Source organism: Pseudomonas sp. P4_C4 (assembly GCF_056402055.1).
In genome coordinates, this window is record NZ_JBFUID010000044.1 from 20,972 (window position 1) to 43,470 (window position 22,499).

Genomic DNA, 22,499 nt, shown 5'->3' on the forward strand with positions numbered 1-22,499 from the left:
TTGTTGAAGTAAGGACGGTAACGGTTCATGCCGTGGTGGTGAGTTCGACCTTGATCGTCCCGGATTGCGGGAAGGTGCAGCAGGCGAGGGCGTAGCCTTCGTCCTTGTCCTTGTCCTTGTCCGTCAGGCAAAAGTCGGGCTCAAGGGTGTAGTGACCCTCCGACACTTTCAGCCGGCAGTGACCGCAGATGCCGGCGCGGCAAAGGCTGCGCACCGCAATACCGCTGGTTTCGAGCATCTCCAGCAAATTCTTGCCGGCGGGTGGCTCCAGCACCTGATCGTTGTGGTTCAAGTACAGGCGCAGCGTCGCGTCGGTCTGAGCCTCGGTCTGTGCGGCGGTGACCGGCGCGGCCGGTGGCGTGAATGACTCGATCAGCAAGCGGCTGGCGGGGAACATGGCCAGCGTGTGTTCGCGCATGCCCTGGGCGAAGCCATGGCTGCCGCAGATCACCACGCTCTCGGGGTTACCCAGCCGGCTCAGGTCCTGGGCTTGGGGACGACCGGCGCTGAAGTGCCCGTTGTTGTTGACCGCTTCGCGGGTGACGAACACCTGCAAGGAGAACCACGATGTGGTCAGCTCAAGCTCCAGCAACTCATGTAGAAACGGAATCTCGGCGATGGTCGGCACACACAGCAGCAGGCTCACATCGGGCACCGCCAGTCCGCGTCGCGCGCGCTCGACCAGGCCGCGCAGCAACGCAATCGGCAAGGTGATGCCGATGCCGCCGGCGAGCATGCCGACTTGTCGGCAACCCAGAACCGACTCCAGCGAAATATCACCCGCCACAAACTGCACCGAGGTGGTCGAGCCGGCTTGCAGCGTAGCGTGCAACTGGTCCGAAACCCCGCCATGGCCTTCGCGCTTGACCGCAATGTCGAACCGGTCGGCGCCGCGCTTGCGCGTGATCGAATACAGCCGCTGGTGATGGGTGCCCGCCATGTCAGCGGCGTGCAGGGCCACGTGTTTTCCTGCTTCCAGGCTGTCGAGGAATTCGGCGGTTGCGTCCACCGCGCGCAGGGTGAAGACTTTTACGTTGGCCGTTTCAATGGTCACGTGTTCGCACTGGGCCTGGAGGGACGTCATGGCGTTCATGCGCGGGCCTTCTCGCCTAAGGTTTCAATGGCATGCTCGGCACTGCTGAGGCCGTTGCCGGTCAAGCCGATCCGGTCTATCAGGGCTTCGAGCGAGTCGGTGTAGACGCTGATTTCGTTGTTGTCGCCTACGTCATGCAGGATCTCGCCGGCATGGGGGAAATCCAGCATCGAAAACACGGTGGACCATGCGCCCATTTCGTTATTGGCGAACATCTGCACCGTGCGCAGGATGATCGAGCGCAGGTACTCGCGTTCCTTGCGGCTCAGGCCATTGACGATGTCGGAAGCGACGAAGCTGAAGACGCTGGAATGGCTCCACTCGTCCATAGCATGGGTGCGCGTGACCTCATGGCACACCGCCTGAATGCTGGCGTCCTCGGCCATGGTCTTGAGGTAGTCGGTGATCAGCGTTTCGCTGGCGCACGCGACGCCGAAGCGGGTCAGGCGTCGCTCCCATTCGGCGGTGCAGTTTGCCAGAAGGGCTTCGCGCCAGGTCACCAGGTTGAAGGCGCTGAAATCCAGCGGGGTGAGTTTGCGCATGTCATAGATATAGTTGCAGGCCATGATGGACATGCGCGTGTGCAGGGCTTCGTCGAGCAGTGCCTGAGACATCACGTCCTGCAGCAGGGCGCGGTTGTTGCTCGGCGGCGGGGTCTTGATAATGTCCTCGCAGGCAGGCACGACCACATTGCATTCGATGTAGATGGTCTTGAGGTTGTAGATGCCCCACGCGTAAGACAGGCATTTGGATTGCAAGTCCTGGGGGGCTTCGAGCCAGGCCTGGTGATGACGAAACGGCAGCAGCGACAGACTGAAGTCGTGCTTGTCGGCATCAAAGGCGAGGCCCCAGTAGTTCGGTTGCGGGTTGTTGACGGCGGCGCGGGTTTTCCAGAGCGTGGATAGTTTGGCCAGCATGTTTTTTACCACGTCATCGGTACCACAATTCAAACGTTCCATGTTTTAACTCCAAGGAAATCGACTATTGGTGTTCGGGTTTACCGTGCAGTCCTTGCAAAAATAACGGGTCCGCACAAGCGGGGGGTGGGGGGGGCAGCGCAATCAATGYGGGACGGTGCCCTTCAAGTCTGCGGCAAAAACACACTGGGGCTATTGACCCAGGTCACTTGAATGCCACTTGGAGTGCCATCACTTTTCGGGTCCTGGCCATGGACCGCTCCTGCATTAGGGTCAGTACAACGGTCAGGCCCATGAAAGCGGCGCTGGCCCAGAAAATTGCGTCGGGGTGGCCTTGGTCGAGCAGCCAGCCGAACCCGATGGGGCCGATGGCGCCACCGATATTGAAACCGGTAGAGACGATGCCGAAGGTTTTGCCTTCGGCGCCCTTCGGGGCGGCCGCACGTACCAGCATGTCGCGGGACGGTGCGATCACCCCGGTCAGGAAACCCGCTGTCCCCAGCACGACCAGCAGCGCCGGCTCGCTCAAGCGTGCCGTGGCGACCAGCAGCATCAGCGCGGTGGCCAATGCAAACGCGCTGGCTGCCACTACGCCATGGCGGCGGGTCCGGTCGGCCAAGGCTCCCCCTGCCAGCACGCCGAAGGCGCTGGCAAAGAGGAAGGCGGTCAACGCCGAGTTGGCCCAGGTCAAGGCCACGCCCTGGCCTTGCATCAGGGCGGCGACCGAGAACTTCTCAATCGCGCCGGTGCTCAGGTTCAGCAGCACGAACAACAGGGCCAGGCTTAGCACCATAGGCGAGAGCAGTGACAGGCGACGGGCACCGAGGGGTGTCGGGTCGGCGGCGGGATGCAGGCGACTGACCCGGGCCAGTGCGGAGCCAGGGATCAACAACAGCGCCAGCGCGACAAACCCCACCAGTGCCGCCGCCGCGAAGGCCATGGCCGGGTTGCTCGCCACCGCGATACCCAGCAAAAACACAGGGGCCACGGCCGCGCCAAGGAAGCCGGCAAAGGTATGCACGGAGAACGCCTTACCGATGTGGGCGGGGTCAATGTGTCGGGACAGCAGGGCGTAGTCGGCCGGGTGATAAATGGCGTTGGCGACGCCGGCCAGCGCCATGCCGATCAACAAACAGGTGTAGCCGGGCAGGAGTGCAATCAGCAGGAAACTGCTGCTGCCCAGTGCTAGCGCGACCAACAGCAAGCGCCTGGCACCGTGGCGGTCCACGGCAAACCCCATGGGCGCCTGTACCAGCGCCGTGACGATATTGAACAGGCTCAAAGCCAGGCCCAGCTCAACATAATCCACGTTGAAAAAAGCCGGAAGCAGGGGGAACAGCGCCGCCAGCACCATGATGTGCAAATGACTGACAAAGTGCGCTGCGGCGACCTGAGGCAACAACCCGATACGAATCGTCATGGCGAAACCTGTGTGATGAGCATGGCAAAACCGGCGCAGAGCTTAATGAGGTGATGGTCTTGTGCGATAGTCCATTACCGATGAGTCCACCAGACCACTTTGAATGGCTGCGACTTCACGACGCCTGCCCCTGCGTAGACGTGTGGCAGCGGCATTGAGCGCGGTGGTCTGCAACGTCGGCACGAACTGGTATGGTTGGCCGGTCCGTGGGCGGCTAGGGTAGTGCGGCGTGTTATCGGGCGTTTACACAGGGAGTGACCATGCCGCATTTCGCTTATCGGGAGGGCCACGCGCTGCCAGGGGTCAGTGGCGTTGCGCTGCCCCAGGTGGACGGGGAGGTGTGGCGCGCCATCGACGCCGAGCGTCAGCGCCAGGTGCAGTCAATCGAGCTGATCGCCGCCGAAAACGTGGTCAGTCGTGCGGTGCTCGAGGCCCAAGGGTCGGTGCTGACCAACAAATATGCCGAGGGCTACCCAGGGCGTCGCTATTACGCCAGTTGCTGCAATGTCGATGCAATTGAAGAACTCGCCATCGAGCGGGCCAGGCAACTGTTCAGCTGTGCCTATGCCAACCTGCAACCCCATTCGGGCAGCCAAGCCAACCAGGCTGTGTTTCTGGCTCTGCTGGCGCCGGGGGACAAGATCCTGGGCCTGGACCTCAAGTCCGGTGGGCACCTGTCCCATGGTGCTGCGTTCAACTTGTCCGGGCTCTGGTTTCAGGCCCTCAGCTATGGCGTGCACCCGGTGACCCATAGGGTCGACATGGATCAGGTCGAGCAGATCGCCCGACAAGAACGCCCACGCCTGATCATCGCAGGGGCCTCGGCGTATTCACGGGCGCTGGATTTCGCCCGGTTTCGTGCGATTGCCGACGAGGTGGGTGCGTTCCTGATGGCCGACATCGCCCACGTCGCCGGGCTGGTCGCGGGTGGTGCGTATCCGTCTCCAGTGCCGTTCGCCCACGTCACCACCCTCAGCACCCACGCCACGTTGCGCGGTCCGCGTGGCGGGATGATCCTGTGCAATGAGCAGGCAATTGCGCAGAAGATCAATGCGGCTGTGTTCCCCGGCCTGCAGGGCGCGGCACTGATGCACACCGTAGCGGCCAAGGCCGTGGCGCTGGGCGAGGCATTGCAACCGGCCTTCGGCGCTTATGCCCACGCCGTGGTCGCCAATGCCCAGGCCTTGTGCGGCCGATTGGCTGAAGGTGGGCTGTTGGTCGTGTCGGGCGGCACCGACTGTCACTTGGGGGTGATTGACCTGCGGCCCTGGGGCCTGGTGGGGAATGTCGCCGAGCGTGCGTTGGAGGCAATCGGCATTACCGTGAACAAAAATGTCGTGCCCGGCGATGAGGTCAAGCCCACCGTGACGTCCGGCATTCGTCTCGGCAGTGCGGCGTGCACTTCGCGTGGCATGGGGGTCGATGAATTCAGGGAGATCGGCGACATGATTCTGGCCATGCTCGGTGGCGTGCGCAGCGGTGCCCTCGACGGCCGCACTGAACGCTCGATTCGTGAAGGCATAAGCGACCTGACCAAGCGTTTCAGGCTGCCGTATTAACCGCCTGCGTTTTTTTTGAAAAGGAATTCCAATGCCCGGCATCATCCCCACCGGCCGCCTGGCGGCAACCCGCACGTCACGGTTCAGACTGTTCACCACCGCCAAGCCTCAACCCGTCATCGCGGTTGAATGCCCCAAGCTGCCCAAGCGTGCGCGGATGGCCGCCCAGGCCCAGCAGTTGCTGATGAACTATGCGCTGGGCCATTAGATTTTCAGGGCGTTGGCCAGGCGCAACATGGCGGCTTCGATTTCATACGCGGTCAGGGAGGAGTATCCCAGCAGCCAGCCCTGTTGCTTCGGGTCGCCCGCGTACAAGCCGCTGAGGCCGGACAGTTGCACGCCGGCAGTGGCGGCTTGGCGGATGGTTTTTTCCTCGGACCATCCGGCTTTCAGCAAGCAGGGGATTTGCAACCCGCCCGGCGGCAGTTCGGCGGTGACCACCGTGCTCAAGTACTTGCCGATGGCATCGTGCATGATCGACCGGCGTCCGGCATACAGCTTGCGCATGGCCCGGACATGCGCGTTGTAATGGCCGTCTTCCATAAAGCGCGCCAGTGTCAGTTGCAGCGTTTGCGGAGTGTGGCCGTCCATCATGCTGCGCGCATAGGCAAAGGGCTTGACCAGCTCGGAGGGCAGCACCATATACCCCATGCGCAGGCCGGGGTAGAGGGTCTTGCTGAACGTGCCGATGTAGAGCGTGCGCTGATACTTGTCCAGGCCCTGCACGCACGCCGTGGGTTGCCCGTCGTAATGGAACTCGCTGTCGTAGTCATCCTCGATGATCCACTTGCGTTTTTGCGCCGCCCAATTGATCAACTCAAGACGCCGCTCCAGCGGCAACGTCGCGCCGGTGGGGTATTGGTGCGAGGGCGTGACATACACGCAATTGGCGCCGCTGCGGTCGGCGTACAGCAGGTCGGTGCGGATGCCCCGTTCATCGACATCAATGGGCAGCACCTTGGTTTCGGCGATTTCGAAGGCCTTGCGGGCGCCGTAATAGCCGGGGTTTTCCAGCAGAATCGGCTTGCCGGCGTCCACCAGCAACTGCGCGCTCAGATACAACGCCTGACGCGTACTGCTCAATACCAGCACCTGGTCGGGGGAGCATTTGGCGCCGCGTTCGAGGTTCAGGTAGGTGGCAATCGCTTTGCGCAGGGGCTCGGCCCCTTGTGGATCGCCATGCAGCAGCACATTCGCGCGATAGTCCTTCATGACCTGGCGCTGCAAACGCTCCCAGACATCCGTCGGGAAGTTGCGGGTTTCCGGCAGGCCGGTGGCGAATGCCTTGATGACTTGCTGATCGCGCACGCCGCCGGTGTCGAAGATCATCCGCCCGCGTTGGCTGAGTTCGGCGCCCGGTGCGGCGACGCTGCTCCTGACTTCCTGAGCCTTGAGGCGTCGGCGGCCGGCACCGCGCAATTCGACGCCCACCGTGTCGCAGACGTAACTGCCGGCGCCTTCGCGGCGCACGATAAACCCGTCCCGATGCAACTGCACATAGGCGTTCTCAACGGTGTCGCGGGCGCAGCCCAGTGACTTGGACAGCACCCGCGTGGCGGGCAGTTTCAAGCCGGGGCCGAGGGCCCCGTCGAGAATCAGCGCACGCAACGCACGTTGGATCCGCTGGTGCAAATCCAGCAGCTGAAACTCAGCGTCGTTGAGGCGCATCTTCAGGGTTTCCAGCTCGAAGGTCTTTGCCATGTGGTCTGCTCTCTTTCCATGAACTGGCAGGTAAAGGCAGGCCAGTTTATCCGTAGACTCTGGCCCTCGCCACCCTAGGCTTTACCTCGGTGATTACGCACAGGGCGAGCGTTCTTGAACAGGAGTTACTCAACCATGGCTCGGTCACACAACTTCAGCGCAGGCCCCACCGCGGTGCCGTTGGACGTCCTCACTCAGGCGCACGAGGAGTTTTTCGATTTTGCCGGCACCGGCATGTCCGTGATGGAAATCAGCCATCGTTCGCAGGTGTTCATGGCGGTGGCCCGCGAGGCCGAACGGGACCTGCGCGATATCCTCGGGGTGCCGCCCGCCTACAAAGTGTTGTTTCTGCAAGGGGGCGCCTCGTTGCAGTTTGCTCAAGTGCCGATGAACCTGATAGGCGATAAAGGCACGGCGGATTACCTGCACACCGGCCTCTGGTCGGGCAAGGCGATCGAGGCCGCACGGCGCTACTGCGATGTGCGCGTGGTTGCCAGTGCCCACGCGTCCGGTTTCGACCGCGTCCCCCACGCCTCGGACTGGCGCCTTAACGCCGACGCCGCCTACTTGCACTACACCGAGAATGAGACGGTGCACGGCGTGCAGTTCATCGACACGCCCGCGAGCGACGCGCCGCTGGTGTGCGATGCCTGTTCAAGCCTGCTGTCCAAGCCGATCGACATCGCCAGGCATGGGCTGGTGTATGCCGCCGCGCAGAAAAACATGGGCGTGGCCGGGTTGACGGTGGTCATCGTGGACCCGGCGTTGCTGGAGCGTTCCCATGCCTTTACCCCGGACATTCTCAACTACGCGCGCATCAGCGACGCGCAGTCGATGCCCAATACCCCGGCGACCTTCCCCTGGTACCTCACCGGCCTGACGCTCAAGTGGATCAAGCACAGTGGCGGCCTGCAGGCCCTACATCAGCGCAACCAGGCCAAGGCGCGAATGCTGTACCGCGCCATCGATGGGAGTGACGGGTTTTATCGCAACCCTGTGCAGTTACCGTATCGCTCCATCAACAACGTGCCCTTCCGGCTGGCCGAGGCGGCGCTGGAGAAGGCCTTTTTGCGGAGCGCCGAGCAGGCCGGCCTCAACGGCCTCAAAGGCCACGCCAGCGTCGGCGGCCTGCGCGCCAGCCTCTACAACGCCGTTTCAGTGCCGGCGGTCGAGGCGCTGTGCGATTTCATGAACGCGTTTGCGCGCGAGCATGGATGAGCCGGCCGCGCAAATTGGTCTGGTCTGCTGCGTTAAAGCGTAGGGGTAAAACCTGCCATTCAACGGCTATAAATGACCGCTTACCAGCGGCCGGATACATCGTCCAGCAAGGAGCCAAGACCTATGTCATCTACTCAATCCCTCTCGTCCCTGCGTCTGCGGGACCTGCTGCACCCGGTGGTTGCCGGGCTGATTTCGGTGATCGTCAATTACGGCGGCACCTTCATCCTGGTGTTTCAGGCCGCCAAGGTCGCAGGGCTCAGCCCTGAGTTGACGGCGTCGTGGGTTTGGTCAGTATCGATCGGGGTAGGGGTGACCGGGCTGTTCCTCAGTTGGGTGAGCCGCGAGCCGATCATCACCGCCTGGTCGACCCCGGCGGCGGCTTTTTTGATCGTCGCTTTGGCGACCACACCCTACGCCGAGGCCATCGGGGCGTACATGATTTCGGCTGCAGCGTTCGTGCTGCTGGGCGTGTCCGGCTACTTTGAAAAAGCCGTTCGTCTGATCCCGCCCGGTGTGGCAGCGGGCTTGTTGGGCGGCATCCTGCTGCAGTTCGGCATCGGTGCGTTCGCCAGCATGAGCGTCGACCCGTTATTGGTCGGGGTGTTGATCGGCGCCTACATCGTGTTCAAGCGCTTGAGTGCGCGCTATGCGGTGGTCGGCATTCTGGTGCTGGGGCTTGGCTTTCTGCTGATGCAGGGGCGCGTGGATTTCACGGGGCTGGCGCTGGAGTTTGCGACACCGGTGTTCACACGCCCTGAGTTCTCGGTCAATGCGTTGTTGAGCGTGGCGTTGCCGCTGTTTCTGATCACCCTCACGGGGCAGTACATGCCGGGCATGCTGGTGCTGCGCAATGACGGGTTCAACACCAGTGCCAACCCGATCCTCAGCGTGACCGGGCTGGGTTCTTTGCTGATGGCGCCGTTCGGTTCCCATGCCTTCAACATCGCGGCCATCACGGCCGCCATCTGCACTGGCAAGGAAGCGTCTGAAGATCCGTCCAGGCGCTGGATCGCAGGCGTGGCCGCGGGCATCTTCTACATCTTGGTGGGGATTTTCGGCGTAACCCTGGCGGCGGTGTTCATGGCCTTCCCGGCGACCTTCATCACCACCCTGGCCGGGCTGGCCCTGTTGGGCACTCTCGGCGCGAGCCTGGCCAATGCCATGGCGGACGTGAAATCGCGGGAAGCGTCGCTGATCACCTTTCTGGCCTGCGCGGCCAATATCACCCTGCTGGGCATCGGCGGCGCGTTCTGGGGCCTGGTCATCGGCCTGGCGGCCTACGCCGTGCTCAATGGGCAGTTGCCGCGTCGTGAAAAGACTGCTGTCCCACAGGCCGAACCGGTTGCAGTGCCCACCAAAGGAGCGGCCAACTGATGCCTGATCAAACCGAAGACCTCAACATCCTGCATGCGCGCCATGGCCGTTACCCACAGGCCGACAGTGTCGAAGACTTTCGCCGCAACCTGGCCGCCGTGCAGCAACGCATTGCCCGGGCGTGCCGTCGGGTAGGGCGGGACCCGGCCGGTGTGCGCTTGCTGCCGGTCAGCAAAACCTTTGATGAAGCTCATCTGCGTCTGGCCTATGCCGCCGGTTGCCGCCTGTTGGGCGAGAACAAGGTGCAGGAAGCACAGCGCAAGTGGGAAGCCATGACCGACCTGCAAGACCTGCAATGGTCGGTGATCGGCCACTTGCAGACCAACAAGGCCAAGCAGGTCGCACGCTTCGCCAGCGAGTTCCAGGCCCTGGACAGCCTGCGGGTGGCCGAGGCGCTGGACCGTCGCCTGCGCATTGAAGGTCGGCAGATGGACGTGTTCGTCCAGGTCAATACCTCCGGCGAAGCCAGCAAGTACGGGCTGGCGCCCGATGACGTGGCGGCTTTCCTGGAGACTATGCCAGCGTTCCCGACACTGCGGGTTCGCGGGTTGATGACGCTGGCGCTGTTCTCGGCCGACGCGGTGCGGGTGCGCCCTTGCTTCGTCCGGCTGCGTGAATTGCGCGACCGCTTGCGTCATTGCGCCCCTGATGGGGTGTCGCTGCAAGAGCTGTCGATGGGCATGTCGGGTGACTTTGAAATCGCCATTGAAGAGGGCGCGACCGTGGTGCGCGTCGGACAGGCGATCTTCGGTGCCCGAGCCATGCCGGATGCGTACTACTGGCCGACCGCCGATGCCCGCCCCCTCAGTGAAGACACGTTGTTGTCGATCACTCCCAGCCGTTGATCCCCCTCTACAGGAAGGCCCGCAATGTCCGCTGCACCCGCTTACCTCATGCACACCTCAGCCCGACAACCGGTTTCGTTCAGCCGAGGCCAGGGCGCCTCGTTGTGGGACACCGAGGGTGTTGAATACCTGGATGCCATCGCCGGTGTGGCGGTGACGAGCCTGGGGCATGCCAACCCCGAAATTGCCGCGGCCATCGCCGAACAGGCCACGGTGTTACTGCACACGACCAACCTGTTTCGCATCCCATGGCAGGAGCAATTGGGCGAACGACTGTGCCTGCTCTCGGGCATGCAACGGGCGTTTTTCTGCAACTCCGGAGCGGAGGCCAACGAAGCGGCGCTCAAACTGGCCCGCCTGCACGCCAACGCCCGGCAGGTGACCCAGCCGCAAGTGTTGGTGATGGACAACAGTTTTCATGGGCGCACCCTGGCCACCCTCGCCGCCACCGGCAACCCCGCCGTGCATCGCGGCTTCGAGCCCCTGATGCCGGGCTTTGTGCGAGTGCCTTTCGACAACATCGAGGCGATTCGCCAGGTCGCGGCGCAGTCAGCCGATATCGTCGCGGTGCTCGTCGAGCCGGTGCAGGGTGAGGGGGGCGTGCACGCCGCCTCTGCCGGCTACCTGCAGGCCCTGCGCCAACTGTGTGATGAACACGACTGGCTGATGATGATCGATGAAGTGCAGACCGGGCTGGGCCGCACCGGTACCTGGTTTGGCTTTGAGCATGCGGGCATCGAGCCGGACGTCATTACCCTGGCCAAAGCGCTGGGCAACGGTTTCCCCATCGGCGCGTGCCTGGCGCGGGGCAAGGCCGCCGAGCTGTTTTCCCCCGGCCACCATGCGTCCACGTTCGGCGGTAACCCGCTGGCGTGCCGCGTGGGCTGCACAGTGCTCGACATCATGCAGCGCGATCACATCCCGCAACGCGCTGCCGCCTCGGGCCGTCGCTTGTTGGCGGCCTTGAAGCTGGCGCTGGGCAACCATCCTGAGGTGGTGTCCGTTCGCGGCATCGGCTTGATGATCGGCATTGAACTCAATGGCCCGTGCGCCGAACTGGTCGGCCGGGCCCGTGAAGAACAACGTCTGCTGATCACCGTCACACGGGGCACCACCGTGCGCCTGTTGCCGCCGCTGATCTGCGATGACGCACAGATCGACGACATCGCCGCGCGCATCACGCGCCTGCTGTCACCCGCCGCTTGAATTCTTGACCAAGGACACTTTGCACATGTACGACTCGACGCTGACCCTCAACGCTTTCGACCCTGAGCTGTATGAATCGATTCACAACGAAGAGCATCGCCAGGAAGACCATATCGAGCTGATCGCCTCGGAAAACTATGCCAGCCCGCTGGTGATGAAAACCCAGAGCACGGTGCTCACCAACAAGTACGCCGAAGGCTACCCCGGCAAGCGCTATTACAGCGGCTGCGAATACGTCGATGTGGCCGAGCGGCTGGCCATCAAGCGGGTCAAGGCCCTGTTCGACTGCGACTACGCCAACGTGCAACCCCATGCGGGCGCCCAGGCCAACGCGGCGGTCTTCCTGGCACTGATCAACCCCGGTGATACGGTGATGGGCATGAACTTGGCCCAGGGCGGTCACCTGACCCACGGCAACCCGGCCAACTTTTCGGGGCGTCACTACACCATCGTGCCTTACGGACTGGACCCGAAAACCGGCTTTCTTGACTATGACGAGATGGAGCGAATCGCACTGCAGACACGCCCCAAAATGTTGATCGGTGGTTTTTCCGCGTATTCGCGGTACAAGGACTGGGCACGCATGCGCAGCATTGCCGACAAGGTAGGGGCTATCTTCTGGGTCGATATGGCCCACGTCGCCGGGCTGGTCGCCGCGGGCGAATACCCGGACCCGCTTCCCCATGCGCATGTGGTCACCAGCACCACGCACAAAACCCTGCGCGGGCCACGCGGCGGTTTGATTTTGTCCAAGGGACAGGATGATGCCTTCTACAAAAAGCTCGACTCCGCTGTGTTTCCCGGCGTGCAGGGCGGGCCGCTGATGCACCAGATCGCGGCCAAGGCCGTGGCGTTCAAGGAAGCGCTTGCGCCGGAGTTCAGCATCTACCAGACCCAAGTGGTCATCAACGCCCGGGCCATGGCCGGGGTGTTGCAAAAGCGCGGGTACAAGATCGTCTCGGGCGGCACCGACAACCACATGATGCTGATCGACCTGTCCGACAAGCCCTACACCGGCAAGGAGGCCGACGCGGCCCTGAGCAGTGCCTATATCACCGCCAACAAAAACTCGGTGCCGAATGACCCGCGCTCACCGTTTGTGACATCCGGCCTTCGTATCGGTACCCCGGCGGTGACCACCCGCGGGTTTGGTGTGGAGGCCTGCGAGCAAGTGGCCGGCTGGTTGTGCGACGTACTGGACGCCCTGGAAAACGGAGGCAGCGACAAGGTCGGGCACCACGTGCGCGAACAGGTTGTCGCGCTGTGCCGTCGTTTTCCGGTCTATCGCTGAGTCTGGCCCGGCCATTGCCTGATCGGGTGGTGGCCGGGTGTTCAGCTGTTTTATCAGGCGATCCCCTTGGCCACACCCACGCGCCATTGACCAGGTAATTGCCCACAATCCGCGACTTGTACACTCGCGGATTGGGGTTCGCCAACGTGCGCGCATTACGCCACAACCGATCCAGTGCCTTGTTGCTCGCCGTGGCACTCGCCCCCAGCGCATCGAACAATGCCGTCGTCGCTGCCAACGTGGCGTCCACCACCGGATTCACCGCCAGGCACACTTCCAGCTCCGCCAATACCACCTGCGGGTCGTCGTCCGCATGGTCGATCACGTATTGCGCGGTGCGCTCCAAGCGCTGCGCAGCCTGCTGGGCGATGGCCTGGGCGGCGTATGCCTGGCTGGCGACTTCGCCGATCACTTGCAGCAGTTGCACGCAGAAGAAAGAAAATCACGGTCGAATCACTGACGCGGTATCGATCCGCGAACGCCCAGCCGCGGCTAAGGATCGGGCGGTTCCAGGTCATTGGGAGGGTGACCTGCTGTGCGGAAGCAGGAACAGCCAAATTGCCACTCTTGTTGAGCGTCATACCCGCTACGTAATGCTGGTGAAGTTGGTCGGTAAGGATAGCGAGACGGTCATCAGCGCCCTGATAGAGAACGCCCGCAACTTACCCCAAGAACTCTACAAATCGCTGACGTGGGATCGCGGCAAAGAGATGGCTGACCATAAGCGCTTTACGGTGGCTACCGACATCAAGGTCTACTTCTGCGATCCTCATCGTCCTTGGCAACGGGGATCGAATGAGAACACCAACGGGTTGTTAAGGCAGTATTTCCCGAAAGGAACCGACCTTGCGGATCACTCGCAAGCCACGCTCAATGAAGTCGCAAGGCAGCTAAATAGCCGCCCTCGGAAAACACTAGACTACGAAACACCGGCAGAACGATTTAGCCAATCTGTTGCGTCGACCGGTTGAATCCACAGCCAAAAGCGGTCTTTCACGACGGCCATTTAAGACGTGCGGACGACCCATCAATGCCAGAGCTCACGATTGTTCCAGTAAGGCAAACCATCTATTGATAGTGCACCCAAAAATGTTTTGGTCACTTCAACATCACAAGTACCCGGAAATATCAGCTTACGCCTCCGCTTACATCCGGTGATGTTCCAGCAAGAAGTCCACGAACAATCGCACCCGCGCCGGCATTGTCGCCCCGCCGACGAACACCGCATGAATCGGTTCCTGGTCGCCGGGATTCCAGGCTTCGAGCAGCGGTATCAGTTGGCCGCGCTGCAGATCCTCGCTCACGCTGAATTCGCCAATGCGCGCAATGCCGGCACCTACTCTCGCGAGTTGTGCCAGTGCTTCACCACTGCTGCATTCGATGTTGCCGTTGACCTTCAGGGAGAACTCTCTTCCGTCGCGGATGAACGGCCAGTTCGGTTCGGCACGCCGGAAGTTGAAGCGTAGGCAGTTGTGCCTTAGCAAGTCTTCCGGTTCCTGGGGAGTGCCGTGCCGCTGCAGATACTCGGGAGATGCCACCACTACCTGGCCGGTGTCGCCGATCCTGCGCGCGGTCAGCGGGCTGTCTGGCAGATGACCAAAGCGCACCGCCACGTCCGCCTGGCCACCGAGAATGTCGACCACTTCGTCGCCGAGCGTGAGGTCGACGACGATGTTCGGGTAACGAGCGCTGAATGCTGCCACCAAAGGAACGATGGCCAGCCGTCCATGGCCAAGGGCGGCGCTAACCCGCAATCGGCCCTTCGGTACGCCCTGATCGGCAATGGCTTCTTCAACCTCGTCCATGTCGGCCAAGATACGCCGGGCACCCCGCAGGAAAGCTTCGCCCTCGGCGGTGAAGGTGATCGCTCGTGTGGTGCGCAACAGCAGGCGGGTGCCAAGACGTTGTTCGGCCCGTGCGATGATGCGACTGACCGCCGAGGGTGTCAGCCCCAATGCACGCGCGGCGGCCGACAGGCTGCCTTCCTGCGCCACGGTGGCGAACACGCTCATTTCACCTGACCTGCCATTGAAGTCCACTTGTGCCCCTTACGCAAAGGTGATTGCCGAAAATGCTATCTACCGCCTCATAAGGTTGGATCGTAGCATTGGCGGCATAGATAAGGAGCCTTCCATGCGTATCAATCCACCACTTGTCGCACTCGCCATCGGTGCCTTTGGCATCGGCGTTACTGAGTTTGCCCCCATGGGCATGTTGCCGGGAATCGCTGCGGATCTGGGCGTTTCCATTCCCGCCGCAGGTCTGTTGGTCAGTGCTTACGCCTTGGGCGTACTGCTCGGCGCGCCGCTGATGACCCTGACCACCGGCAAGATTCCCCGGCGATATCTGTTGATCGGACTCATGGCGATTTTCACCCTGGGTAACCTGATGTCAGCCCTGGCTACCGATTACTACAGCCTCATGTTCGCCAGGGTGGTGACCTCGCTCAACCACGGTGCGTTCTTTGGCGTCGGCTCCATCGTCGCCGCTAGCGTGGTCGCGCCGGAGAAACGTGCCGGGGCGGTTGCGGCAATGTTCATGGGCCTGACCCTGGCGACCATCGGCGGTGTGCCGCTGGCCGCCTGGTTTGGCGAACTGTTCGGCTGGCGTACCGCATTCGGGGGTATTACCGGTCTTGGCGTAGTAGCTATGGCCGCGTTGTGGTTCGCCCTGCCCAATCTGCCGGCGCCGCAGGGCGTGGGTGTACTTGCCGAGATACGGGTACTGGGCCGAGGCCCGGTGCTGGGAGCATTGGCCCTGACCGTAGTCGGCTCGGGTGCAATGTTTACCGTCTTCACCTACATCGCGCCGATCCTCAGCAGCGAGGCCCATGCGTCCACCGCCTACATCACCGCCATGCTGGTGCTGTTCGGTGTGGGGTTGACGCTGGGCAACATGTGGGGCGGCAAGGCCGCCGACCGCTCGATAGATCGCACCCTGATCGTTTCGCTGAGCGTGCTGATTCTCGTCTTGCTGGCGTTCACCGTACTGATGCGTTGGCCGCTGCCGGCCGCCGTTGCCATCCTGATATGGGGTATCGCCAGCTTCGCCCTGGTGCCGCCGCTACAGATGCGCGTCATGGAAGCAGCGAAGGACGCGCCCAATCTTGCCTCTGCGGTGAACATTGGCGCCTTCAATTTTGGCAACGCGATTGGCGCAGCGCTGGGCGGAGCGGTGATCAACGCTGGTCTGGGTTATCCGGCGATTTCCCTGGCCGGAGCGGCGATGGCTGCTCTGGGGCTGCTGATGGTGTTGGCTTATGCCTGGCGTTCCAGAACGATTGAAGCAGCAGTGGTGTGACGAAGATGGGGGGGAGTGGTTCGTTACCATCGATGAGTGGCGGCAAGTAGTAGAATTGCTGCCCTTGGCGAGGGGCGGCAATCGGTCAATTTTAGCCATTGCTGACCGGCAGCTTTGGGTCGGATAGCGACCACCAGCCATTGTGACTGATCCACCCTTGTCCTCCCCCTCAACGTGGAGGACGAGCCATGAACACTATTGCTAGATACAGCCATCAGCCTTGGAACAAGGGAAAGCTTGTCGGGCAGAAAGCTCCGCTTCGAGTCAGAGATATCTGGGCCATCCGCGTGAGACTTCAGCTTGCTGAGAAGACACGTGATTTGGCGCTTTTCAACTTGGCCATCGATAGCAAGCTGCGTGCCTGCGACTTAACCAAGTTGCGAGTCCGAGACATTGCCCATGGGGAGCATGTGTCGTCACGGGCCATCGTGATGCAGCAGAAAACTCAGCACCCAGTGCAATTTGAAATTACTGAGCAAACCCGAACGGTTCTGGAGGCGTGGATGCATCAGGCGCATCTCCGCAGCGAGGACTGCTTGTTCCCGAGCCGGTTGCACGCCTCAGAGCATCTATCCACCAGGCAATACGCTCGAATAGTCAAAGCGTGGGTGACAGCCATTGGCCTTGACCCAACCATGTACGGTACCCACACGCTACGGAGAACCAAGGCATCGTTGATCTATCGCAGGACGAAGAACCTGAGAGCTGTCCAACTCCTGCTTGGTCATACGAAGCTTGAAAGCACTGTCAGATACCTGGGAATCGAGGTCGATGATGCCCTGGAAATGGCAGAACAAACGGAGGTCTGATCATCCATAGTGACGGTCGATGCTAGACCGTCGCTATCCGACCCATAGCTGTCATAGGCCCATCACCTCAGTGATTCGTTATTTTCCATCCTTATCGCTCGAATTGAACCCTTGGGTACCTTCGATTATTTCGTCATCGTGAAACTAAACGCCTGTTCTTGCAGGCTCGTTTTGATCAAGGCGGCCAATTGTCGGGTGGCCGGTGTAATGTCGTCGCCTCCGCTGTGAAGCACATAGCCAAGGCTTGGAACGGAGGGTAAGCCAGAAACTACACTGAGATGGCCCGGCAGCCCAACGCGGGTACGCAGCGTCAGGCCCAATCCGGCGGCGACGGCTGCCCAGATACCACCGACGCTGGGGCTGGTCAGGGCGACTCGCCAAGGTATTTGCGCGGCATCCAACGCTTGAGTGGCGGTGCTGCGCAATACGCAAGGCGCGTCGAACAGGATCAATGGCAACGGGGAGCCATCAAGGGTAGTCAGTAATGGCGTATCGCGGGCTCCGATCCAGTGCATCTGTGTTTCGCCCAGACGCGTGGCATAGGGCGACACGTGTCCGGTGTCCCAGGTCAGGACCAAGTCAAGATCAGCGCTCTCGACCAGTGCAAGCAATTCGGCGTTACGGGCGATCCGGACTTCGAGATTCACCCTCGGGTATGTCTGGACGAAGCGTCGCAGAATATCGCTCAGGAAATGTTCCCCAAAGTCCTCCTGAAGCCCGAAGCGTATAGTCCCGGCGGTCTGGCTTTCATGCAGGGTCTGGAAAATGCCGTCGTTCAGCTCCAGCAGGCGGCGGGCATGGCTGAGCAACGTTTCTCCCGTGGGGGTCAAGATCAGTCCGCGACCGGACTTGGTCAGGACCGGCGCACCGACCTGCTCCTCGAGTTTTTTCAGTTGAGCGCTGACGGCAGACGTTGACCTACCGAGACGATCCGCCGCTTTGGCAAAACTGTTGAACTCCACGCCAGCGACGAAGGTGCGCAATACGTCGAGGTCGAAGGTTGGGCGGCGCATTCAATAGTCCACTAATTCAGGATGGTGACCGCCATTAAATCTGATATTCGGAAGTGTTGCGACTTGATAGTTTTCCCCCGTCAATTGGGACATCAGGGGAAAACATCATGAGTGCATCGAGAGGCGCGGGGCGGGAGCAGCAGGGAAAATACCCGCAGAAGTTTGCCGAACTGACCGATAGCGTCCTGTTTGGCGACATGTGGACGCGTCCACAATTGAAGCCCCGTGAGCGCAGTGTGGCGACAGTGGCCGCGTTAGTGGCGATGTACCGACTTGAGCAGCTGCCATTCCATTTGCAGCGCGCACTGGACAGCGGCTTGAGTGCCGACGAACTGACCGAAGTCATCACCCACCTGGCGTTTTATTCCGGTTGGCCAACCGCTGCCTCGGCGCTGAATTTGCTCAGTAAGCTTCAGGTTTGTCTTCCAGAACATCAGGAGTAATCGTTGATGCCGTTTGCACGAATTTCACTGCACCGTGGGAAGTCGGCCGCGTATCTACAGGCATTGTCAGAAGGTTTGCACGATGCCTTGGTCGAGAGCTTCGAAGTGCCCAAGGCAGATCGGTTCCAGGCCATTCACCAACATGAGGTTGGCGAGCTAATATTCGATCCTCACTACCTGGGAGGGCCACGCAGCCATGACTTTGTGCTCATCGCAATTACCGCAGGCCGTCCTCGAAGTGTCGAGACCAAACAGCGTTTTTACCGCGACCTGGTCGAGAAATTGGGGCGGGCGACGGGACTGAATGCGGAAGATGTCATGATGGTGATTACCACGACGGCCGGTGATGAGTGGTCGTTTGGAGGTGGGCGCGGTAACTAGCGGGCACAATCACGGGATCTGCGAGCGAAAGAGGGTCTTTGAATTCCCGGAGATTCCGTGATTCCAACAAATGGCGGAAAATTACCAGTCGTTGACTTGTCCGCCACTGTGGGTATTGGTGATCGGTTCCTAAAATGGGCCAATCTCAACCGTTGGATGCCTTCAACATGACTAGCCTGATTCGTAAAATACCTGCCGCCACTCCTTCAGAGGCCCTGGTGCATTTTAGCCGGCGCTTGGCCTTCGAGACCGATTGCTCCGACGTCCATTACAGCCAGCAGCAGAGTCAGGTTGATTACGTCCTGGTCGACGTGAGGGGGCAAGAAGCTTTCCGTGCCGGGCATGTACCGGGGGCGATCAATATTGCGACCCGTGACATGACTTCCCAACGCATGGGCGAGTTTGCCCACGATACTTTGTTCGTCGTCTATTGCGCCGGGCCACACTGCAACGGTGTACATCGCGCAGCAACACGTCTCGCGAGCCTCGGTTATGCGGTCAAGGAAATGATTGGCGGAGTGACTGGCTGGCTCGATGAAGGTCTGCCGCTTACCGGTGATGCAACCGCGTCACACTCGGCTACTTCCGCTATTTCGTGTGCATGTTGAGGCCGTCCTGCAAGGTACGTCCGGCCCTGCCGGCTGACGTCCCCGTGTTAATCGAGCTCATGTCCGCGTTGGCTGAATTCGAAGGCTATCTGGAGGAATTTCGTGTCACTGAAGCTGAACTGCTGGCTCGGGCATTTGGCGAAGCCGCGCAGTGTCAGGTATTCGTTGCCGAGCTGGAAGGGGGGCTGGCTGGCTACGCGGTGGTGATTGAAGTCGCCTTCACCTTCGACCTACGTCCGACTGCGTTACTCAAGGAGCTTTACATCGAGCCCGACTCGCGCAGTGATGGCATTGGCAAGGCGCTGATGACATGCATCGCACGCTGGGCGCTATTCAGGGGAATGGGGCGTCTTAAGTGGGACGTGTTGGCGGGTAACAAGAACGCTGAACGGTTTTACCAGAGACTTGGAGGCGAGCCGGATCGAAAATGGACGGCTTATCACATGGGCCATGAAAATCTTGAACGCTTGGCGATGAACGACGGCCACGACACCCTTGAAAATGAATCGGCCTGACAGGCCCGCTCCGACAACCCAACATTTGCAAGCGAGACATCATGGTCACTTGTTACCTGAAATACGTCCTCGATCCCTATAAAGTTAAAGAGTTCGAGCATTACGCCAAACTGTGGATTCCCTTAATGAACCGATTGGGTGGCGAGTATCACGGCTATTTTCTGCCGTCCGAAGGTGCCAATAATATTGCCTTGGCACTCTTCACTTTTCCTGACTTTGCCGCGTACGAGGCCTACCGGGAAACGTCCATGTCCGACCCGGACTGCCTCGCTGCCTTCCAGTTTGCGGAAGATACCCGATGCATCATTAGCTATGAGCGCTCGTTCTTCAGGCCTCTCTTTACTGGACTGACAAATTCATAGAGCACGAGCGACTCCTTTTGGCCGAGAGTCGCCTCTGGCCACGTGCAGAAATCAGTCAGAAGTGAACGCTTGGCGCCGGTACCTACGGCCAGATTCGACCCAAGACGTCCTGATGTATCAGACATAAAACCGTAGGGTCACCTCACAGCCGCAGCCGTAAGGTTTCAAACAGCGTGCGGTCTTCCTTTTTGGCCGAGCGCGCATGGCGCCGAATGACCTGCAACAGGCATTCGGTGAAGCAGACCGCCGGATTGCTCAGTGCGCCATTGCGGCGCGTCACGATGCTCAGCTGTCGGGGCTCGAACTGCTCGGTCAGCCCCAGGGATACCACACGCCCCAGAAATGGCGGGGCTGTGCTCACGATGGACGGCCCCCAGGTGCACATGTCGGCCCGCTCGACCATCATCTGCAAAATGGCCAGTGAATGAGCACGCACGATTCGATTCTCATCAATCTGCGCGCCGTGTTTCCAGAACAGTTCCTGCATCAGCCCGTCGTGCCCGTCCGGCGCGTAGTTCAGGGTCCAGTTTTCTTCCAGTAACTCGTGGATCGATCGCGCATGCTGTCGGGCGTGACCCTCGCGGACCAGCACCGAGGTCTGGTAATCGAGCAAGGTTTCGCAGGCGAATTCCTGGGTCGATTGTGTGGGATGGAGTTGGCCAATCGCGAAGTCCATGCTGCCGTCGCGCAGCAGCGGTTGGGCAACGGCCATCAGGCTTTCGAACAGTTCCAGCTTGATTTGTGGCATCCGTTCGCGAAAAGCCAACACGACTTCAGGCAGGAAGGTCAGGGCAACCCAAGGGGTGATCCCGACGCAGAGCCGGCCTTGAGCCTTGCCACGCATGTGATCAAGCTCGGTCTGTGCGTGCTCCAGTTGCTTGATCACCAGCCGGGCGTGAGTCAGCAGCACTTTGCCATATTCGGTGAAGTTCAGACCGCTGGCGGTTCGGGTAAACAGCGGTAGCTGCTGGCTGGTTTCCAACTCGCGCAGTGCTTTGGTCACAGCGGCCTGGGAAATCTCCAGCGAACGCGCGGCCGCGCGGATACTGCCGGTTTCGGCGCTGGCAATCAGCGCCTGTAATTGATGCAGTTTCATCTGCTCACCCTGGTGACAACTAATGGTTGTCATCATAACCAAACTGCGCCTCCCCAGCCCAGCGCCCGTTCCCTAAGATCGACCCCAACAGCGCTTTCGCTGCCGCACAGCCCCTGTCGAAGGAGAACACCCATGAATGCCGGCCTGGTCCTGCCTGGTATTGCCGCGATGCAAGATGAAATGATCGCGATACGTCACAGTATTCACGCGCACCCTGAACTGGGTTTTGAAGAATTCGCCACCAGTGAGCTGGTTGCAGCGTGTTTGACTCAGTGGGGCTTTGAGGTCAGCACTGGGGTGGGCAAGACCGGGGTCGTTGCCACTCTGAAAAATGGCGAGGGTCGGTCCATTGGCTTGCGCGCTGACATGGATGCGTTGCCGATACAGGAAACCTCCGGTTTGCCTTATGCCAGCCGGCTCGACGGAGTCATGCATGCCTGCGGTCACGACGGACATACAGCAGTCCTGCTGGCAGCCGGTCAGTACCTGGCCCGGACACGGGCGTTCAATGGCACCGTGCACCTGATTTTCCAACCGGCGGAAGAAGGGCTGGGCGGTGCCAGGAAAATGCTCGAGGAAGGGCTGCTCGAACGGTTTCCGTGCGACGCGATCTTCGCCATGCATAACGTGCCGGGTTATCCCGTCGGGCATTTGGGGTTTTACAGCGGACCGTTCATGGCGTCCGCCGACACGGTGAACATCAAAATCATCGGCAATGGTGGCCATGGCGCGGTGCCGCACAAAGCCGTCGACCCGGTGGTGGTCGGTGCCTCGATCGTGATGGCCCTGCAAAGTATCGTCTCGCGCAACGTCAACCCGCAGGAGATGGCGATTATCACGGTGGGCTCCCTGCATGCCGGGAGCGCCTCGAATGTCATCCCGTCCAGCGCCGACCTGAGCCTGAGCGTACGCGCCCTGACCCCCGAGATTCGCCACTTGCTGGAGGTCAGAATCACTGAGTTGGTCAAGGGCCAGGCCGAGAGTTTTGGCGCCCGGGTCCACATCGATTACCAGCATTGCCATCCGGTGTTGATCAACGATCCCGAACAGACAGCATTTGCCCATGAAGTCGCCCGCGACTGGTTGGGAGAGGAACACCTGATCGATGACTTGCGGCCGTTCACGGCCAGTGAGGACTTTGCTTTTGTCCTGGAAAAATGCCCCGGCAGCTATCTGGTGATCGGCAACGGTGAGGGAGAAGGCGGGTGCCTGCTACACAACCCCGGCTACGACTTTAATGACGGCTGCCTGCCGGTGGGCGCGAGCTATTGGGTCAAGCTGGTCGAACGTTTTCTGTGTTGAGACGGCGCATTTTCGCCCGTTGTGCCGGTAAAAAATCTGCGGC

Annotated in this window: 22 protein-coding genes and 2 pseudogenes; 16 read left to right on the forward strand and 8 right to left on the reverse strand. The window is 61.0% G+C overall.

Annotated features, from left to right (window positions below; translation table 11 throughout):
* Window positions 1-25: 25 nt before the first annotated feature.
* The 3 genes from AC1DXW_RS21440 to AC1DXW_RS21450 all read right to left on the reverse strand — a co-directional run bounded on the left by AC1DXW_RS21440 (window position 26) and on the right by AC1DXW_RS21450 (window position 3,430).
* Window positions 26-1,093 carry a 2Fe-2S iron-sulfur cluster-binding protein gene (locus tag AC1DXW_RS21440; RefSeq protein ID WP_477754918.1) on the reverse strand — a complete coding sequence of 356 codons (1,068 nt, stop codon included), beginning with the start codon at window positions 1,091-1,093 and terminating at the stop codon, window positions 26-28.
* Window positions 1,090-2,052, reverse strand: coding sequence for an AurF N-oxygenase family protein (locus tag AC1DXW_RS21445; protein ID WP_477754919.1), 963 nt, complete (start codon window positions 2,050-2,052; stop codon window positions 1,090-1,092). Before AC1DXW_RS21445 ends, AC1DXW_RS21440 begins: the two co-directional genes overlap by 4 nt.
* A gap of 163 nt (window positions 2,053-2,215) precedes the next feature.
* Window positions 2,216-3,430 carry an MFS transporter gene (locus AC1DXW_RS21450; RefSeq protein ID WP_477754920.1) on the reverse strand — a complete coding sequence of 405 codons (1,215 nt, stop codon included), beginning with the start codon at window positions 3,428-3,430 and terminating at the stop codon, window positions 2,216-2,218.
* A 260-nt stretch (window positions 3,431-3,690) separates the two neighbouring features.
* On the opposite strand from AC1DXW_RS21450, the gene AC1DXW_RS21455 reads away from it, so the two are divergent.
* Together AC1DXW_RS21455 and AC1DXW_RS21460 are read left to right on the forward strand one after the other, a co-directional pair.
* On the forward strand, window positions 3,691-4,989 hold the full coding sequence (locus AC1DXW_RS21455; RefSeq protein ID WP_452627786.1) for a serine hydroxymethyltransferase: 1,299 nt from the start codon (window positions 3,691-3,693) through the stop codon (window positions 4,987-4,989).
* Between the two features lie 31 nt (window positions 4,990-5,020).
* Window positions 5,021-5,197 (forward strand): hypothetical protein, encoded by a 177-nt coding sequence (locus tag AC1DXW_RS21460; protein WP_452627785.1) that lies wholly within the window; start codon window positions 5,021-5,023, stop codon window positions 5,195-5,197.
* Here AC1DXW_RS21460 and pdxR read toward each other — a convergent pair.
* On the reverse strand, window positions 5,194-6,690 hold the full coding sequence (gene pdxR / locus AC1DXW_RS21465) for a MocR-like pyridoxine biosynthesis transcription factor PdxR (protein ID WP_477754921.1): 1,497 nt from the start codon (window positions 6,688-6,690) through the stop codon (window positions 5,194-5,196). The two genes, AC1DXW_RS21460 and pdxR, sit on opposite strands and share 4 nt — an antisense overlap.
* A 135-nt stretch (window positions 6,691-6,825) precedes the next feature.
* Between pdxR and serC the strand changes: the two genes are divergently transcribed.
* From serC to glyA, 5 genes are all read left to right on the forward strand, one after another.
* The gene (serC, locus tag AC1DXW_RS21470) at window positions 6,826-7,908 is read left to right on the forward strand and encodes a 3-phosphoserine/phosphohydroxythreonine transaminase (protein ID WP_477760423.1); all 1,083 of its coding nucleotides are present in this window, start codon (window positions 6,826-6,828) and stop codon (window positions 7,906-7,908) included.
* Window positions 7,909-8,031: 123 nt separating this feature from the next.
* Entirely contained in the window at window positions 8,032-9,285 is a 1,254-nt protein-coding gene (locus AC1DXW_RS21475; protein WP_448093377.1) for a benzoate/H(+) symporter BenE family transporter, read from the forward strand.
* Window positions 9,285-10,130 (forward strand): YggS family pyridoxal phosphate-dependent enzyme, encoded by an 846-nt coding sequence (locus AC1DXW_RS21480; protein WP_477755182.1) that lies wholly within the window; start codon window positions 9,285-9,287, stop codon window positions 10,128-10,130. Before AC1DXW_RS21475 ends, AC1DXW_RS21480 begins: the two co-directional genes overlap by 1 nt.
* A gap of 24 nt (window positions 10,131-10,154) precedes the next feature.
* A complete protein-coding gene (locus tag AC1DXW_RS21485) occupies window positions 10,155-11,336 on the forward strand; it encodes an acetylornithine/succinylornithine family transaminase (protein ID WP_477760424.1) in 1,182 nt (393 codons plus the stop codon).
* Window positions 11,337-11,361: 25 nt separating this feature from the next.
* The gene (gene glyA / locus AC1DXW_RS21490; RefSeq protein ID WP_477755184.1) at window positions 11,362-12,627 is read left to right on the forward strand and encodes a serine hydroxymethyltransferase; all 1,266 of its coding nucleotides are present in this window, start codon (window positions 11,362-11,364) and stop codon (window positions 12,625-12,627) included.
* Between the two features lie 82 nt (window positions 12,628-12,709).
* Here glyA and AC1DXW_RS21495 read toward each other — a convergent pair.
* Window positions 12,710-13,054: pseudogene (locus AC1DXW_RS21495) on the reverse strand (acyl-CoA dehydrogenase family protein); the annotation flags it as partial.
* Here AC1DXW_RS21495 and AC1DXW_RS21500 point away from each other — a divergent pair.
* Window positions 13,053-13,598, forward strand: a pseudogene (locus AC1DXW_RS21500) (IS30 family transposase); the annotation flags it as partial. The pseudogenes AC1DXW_RS21495 and AC1DXW_RS21500 overlap by 2 nt on opposite strands.
* 174 nt (window positions 13,599-13,772) lie before the next feature.
* Here the strand turns inward: AC1DXW_RS21500 and AC1DXW_RS21505 are convergent.
* Window positions 13,773-14,666 carry a LysR family transcriptional regulator gene (locus AC1DXW_RS21505; RefSeq protein WP_477760425.1) on the reverse strand — a complete coding sequence of 298 codons (894 nt, stop codon included), beginning with the start codon at window positions 14,664-14,666 and terminating at the stop codon, window positions 13,773-13,775.
* A gap of 94 nt (window positions 14,667-14,760) precedes the next feature.
* On the opposite strand from AC1DXW_RS21505, the gene AC1DXW_RS21510 reads away from it, so the two are divergent.
* Together AC1DXW_RS21510 and AC1DXW_RS21515 are read left to right on the forward strand one after the other, a co-directional pair.
* Complete coding sequence (locus tag AC1DXW_RS21510; protein ID WP_477755186.1) at window positions 14,761-15,927, forward strand: MFS transporter; 1,167 nt, start codon at window positions 14,761-14,763, stop codon at window positions 15,925-15,927.
* Between the two features lie 188 nt (window positions 15,928-16,115).
* A complete protein-coding gene (locus AC1DXW_RS21515; protein WP_477755187.1) occupies window positions 16,116-16,736 on the forward strand; it encodes a tyrosine-type recombinase/integrase in 621 nt (206 codons plus the stop codon).
* A gap of 125 nt (window positions 16,737-16,861) precedes the next feature.
* Here AC1DXW_RS21515 and AC1DXW_RS21520 read toward each other — a convergent pair whose 3' ends face one another.
* Complete coding sequence (locus AC1DXW_RS21520) at window positions 16,862-17,749, reverse strand: LysR substrate-binding domain-containing protein (protein WP_477755188.1); 888 nt, start codon at window positions 17,747-17,749, stop codon at window positions 16,862-16,864.
* 107 nt (window positions 17,750-17,856) lie between these two features.
* On the opposite strand from AC1DXW_RS21520, the gene AC1DXW_RS21525 reads away from it, so the two are divergent.
* The 5 genes from AC1DXW_RS21525 to AC1DXW_RS21545 all read left to right on the forward strand — a co-directional run bounded on the left by AC1DXW_RS21525 (window position 17,857) and on the right by AC1DXW_RS21545 (window position 20,058).
* Entirely contained in the window at window positions 17,857-18,192 is a 336-nt protein-coding gene (locus tag AC1DXW_RS21525) for a carboxymuconolactone decarboxylase family protein (RefSeq protein ID WP_477755189.1), read from the forward strand.
* A gap of 6 nt (window positions 18,193-18,198) precedes the next feature.
* Window positions 18,199-18,573: a tautomerase family protein gene (locus AC1DXW_RS21530; protein WP_477755190.1), complete on the forward strand. Its 375-nt coding sequence runs from the start codon at window positions 18,199-18,201 to the stop codon at window positions 18,571-18,573.
* 167 nt (window positions 18,574-18,740) lie between these two features.
* The gene (locus AC1DXW_RS21535) at window positions 18,741-19,181 is read left to right on the forward strand and encodes a rhodanese-like domain-containing protein (RefSeq protein WP_477755191.1); all 441 of its coding nucleotides are present in this window, start codon (window positions 18,741-18,743) and stop codon (window positions 19,179-19,181) included.
* A 59-nt stretch (window positions 19,182-19,240) separates the two neighbouring features.
* Entirely contained in the window at window positions 19,241-19,696 is a 456-nt protein-coding gene (locus tag AC1DXW_RS21540; protein ID WP_477760426.1) for an N-acetyltransferase family protein, read from the forward strand.
* A gap of 41 nt (window positions 19,697-19,737) precedes the next feature.
* Window positions 19,738-20,058 carry an NIPSNAP family protein gene (locus tag AC1DXW_RS21545; RefSeq protein ID WP_477755193.1) on the forward strand — a complete coding sequence of 107 codons (321 nt, stop codon included), beginning with the start codon at window positions 19,738-19,740 and terminating at the stop codon, window positions 20,056-20,058.
* Between the two features lie 142 nt (window positions 20,059-20,200).
* Here the strand turns inward: AC1DXW_RS21545 and AC1DXW_RS21550 are convergent, their stop codons facing one another.
* Entirely contained in the window at window positions 20,201-21,190 is a 990-nt protein-coding gene (locus AC1DXW_RS21550; protein WP_477760427.1) for a LysR substrate-binding domain-containing protein, read from the reverse strand.
* A gap of 96 nt (window positions 21,191-21,286) precedes the next feature.
* Here AC1DXW_RS21550 and AC1DXW_RS21555 point away from each other — a divergent pair, with 96 nt between their 5' ends.
* Window positions 21,287-22,456, forward strand: coding sequence for a M20 aminoacylase family protein (locus AC1DXW_RS21555; protein ID WP_458369537.1), 1,170 nt, complete (start codon window positions 21,287-21,289; stop codon window positions 22,454-22,456).
* Window positions 22,457-22,499: the final 43 nt, after the last annotated feature.

Excerpts from the sequence above, each read along its gene's own strand:
- AC1DXW_RS21510 (WP_477755186.1), top strand. The coding sequence starts at position 14,761 with ATGCGTATCAATCCACCACTTGTCGCACTCGCCATCGGTGCCTTTGGC.
- AC1DXW_RS21480 (WP_477755182.1), top strand. The coding sequence starts at position 9,285 with ATGCCTGATCAAACCGAAGACCTCAACATCCTGCATGCGCGCCATGGC.
- AC1DXW_RS21445 (WP_477754919.1), bottom strand. The coding sequence starts at position 2,052 with ATGGAACGTTTGAATTGTGGTACCGATGACGTGGTAAAAAACATGCTG.
- pdxR (WP_477754921.1), bottom strand. The coding sequence starts at position 6,690 with ATGGCAAAGACCTTCGAGCTGGAAACCCTGAAGATGCGCCTCAACGAC.
- AC1DXW_RS21520 (WP_477755188.1), bottom strand. The coding sequence starts at position 17,749 with ATGCGCCGCCCAACCTTCGACCTCGACGTATTGCGCACCTTCGTCGCT.
- AC1DXW_RS21555 (WP_458369537.1), top strand. The coding sequence starts at position 21,287 with ATGAATGCCGGCCTGGTCCTGCCTGGTATTGCCGCGATGCAAGATGAA.
- AC1DXW_RS21530 (WP_477755190.1), top strand. The coding sequence starts at position 18,199 with ATGCCGTTTGCACGAATTTCACTGCACCGTGGGAAGTCGGCCGCGTAT.
- AC1DXW_RS21475 (WP_448093377.1), top strand. The coding sequence starts at position 8,032 with ATGTCATCTACTCAATCCCTCTCGTCCCTGCGTCTGCGGGACCTGCTG.
- AC1DXW_RS21460 (WP_452627785.1), top strand. The coding sequence starts at position 5,021 with ATGCCCGGCATCATCCCCACCGGCCGCCTGGCGGCAACCCGCACGTCA.
- AC1DXW_RS21545 (WP_477755193.1), top strand. The coding sequence starts at position 19,738 with ATGGTCACTTGTTACCTGAAATACGTCCTCGATCCCTATAAAGTTAAA.
- AC1DXW_RS21440 (WP_477754918.1), bottom strand. The coding sequence starts at position 1,093 with ATGAACGCCATGACGTCCCTCCAGGCCCAGTGCGAACACGTGACCATT.
- AC1DXW_RS21540 (WP_477760426.1), top strand. The coding sequence starts at position 19,241 with ATGTCCGCGTTGGCTGAATTCGAAGGCTATCTGGAGGAATTTCGTGTC.
- AC1DXW_RS21455 (WP_452627786.1), top strand. The coding sequence starts at position 3,691 with ATGCCGCATTTCGCTTATCGGGAGGGCCACGCGCTGCCAGGGGTCAGT.
- AC1DXW_RS21525 (WP_477755189.1), top strand. The coding sequence starts at position 17,857 with ATGAGTGCATCGAGAGGCGCGGGGCGGGAGCAGCAGGGAAAATACCCG.
- serC (WP_477760423.1), top strand. The coding sequence starts at position 6,826 with ATGGCTCGGTCACACAACTTCAGCGCAGGCCCCACCGCGGTGCCGTTG.
- glyA (WP_477755184.1), top strand. The coding sequence starts at position 11,362 with ATGTACGACTCGACGCTGACCCTCAACGCTTTCGACCCTGAGCTGTAT.
- AC1DXW_RS21535 (WP_477755191.1), top strand. The coding sequence starts at position 18,741 with ATGACTAGCCTGATTCGTAAAATACCTGCCGCCACTCCTTCAGAGGCC.
- AC1DXW_RS21450 (WP_477754920.1), bottom strand. The coding sequence starts at position 3,430 with ATGACGATTCGTATCGGGTTGTTGCCTCAGGTCGCCGCAGCGCACTTT.
- AC1DXW_RS21515 (WP_477755187.1), top strand. The coding sequence starts at position 16,116 with ATGAACACTATTGCTAGATACAGCCATCAGCCTTGGAACAAGGGAAAG.
- AC1DXW_RS21550 (WP_477760427.1), bottom strand. The coding sequence starts at position 21,190 with ATGATGACAACCATTAGTTGTCACCAGGGTGAGCAGATGAAACTGCAT.
- AC1DXW_RS21485 (WP_477760424.1), top strand. The coding sequence starts at position 10,155 with ATGTCCGCTGCACCCGCTTACCTCATGCACACCTCAGCCCGACAACCG.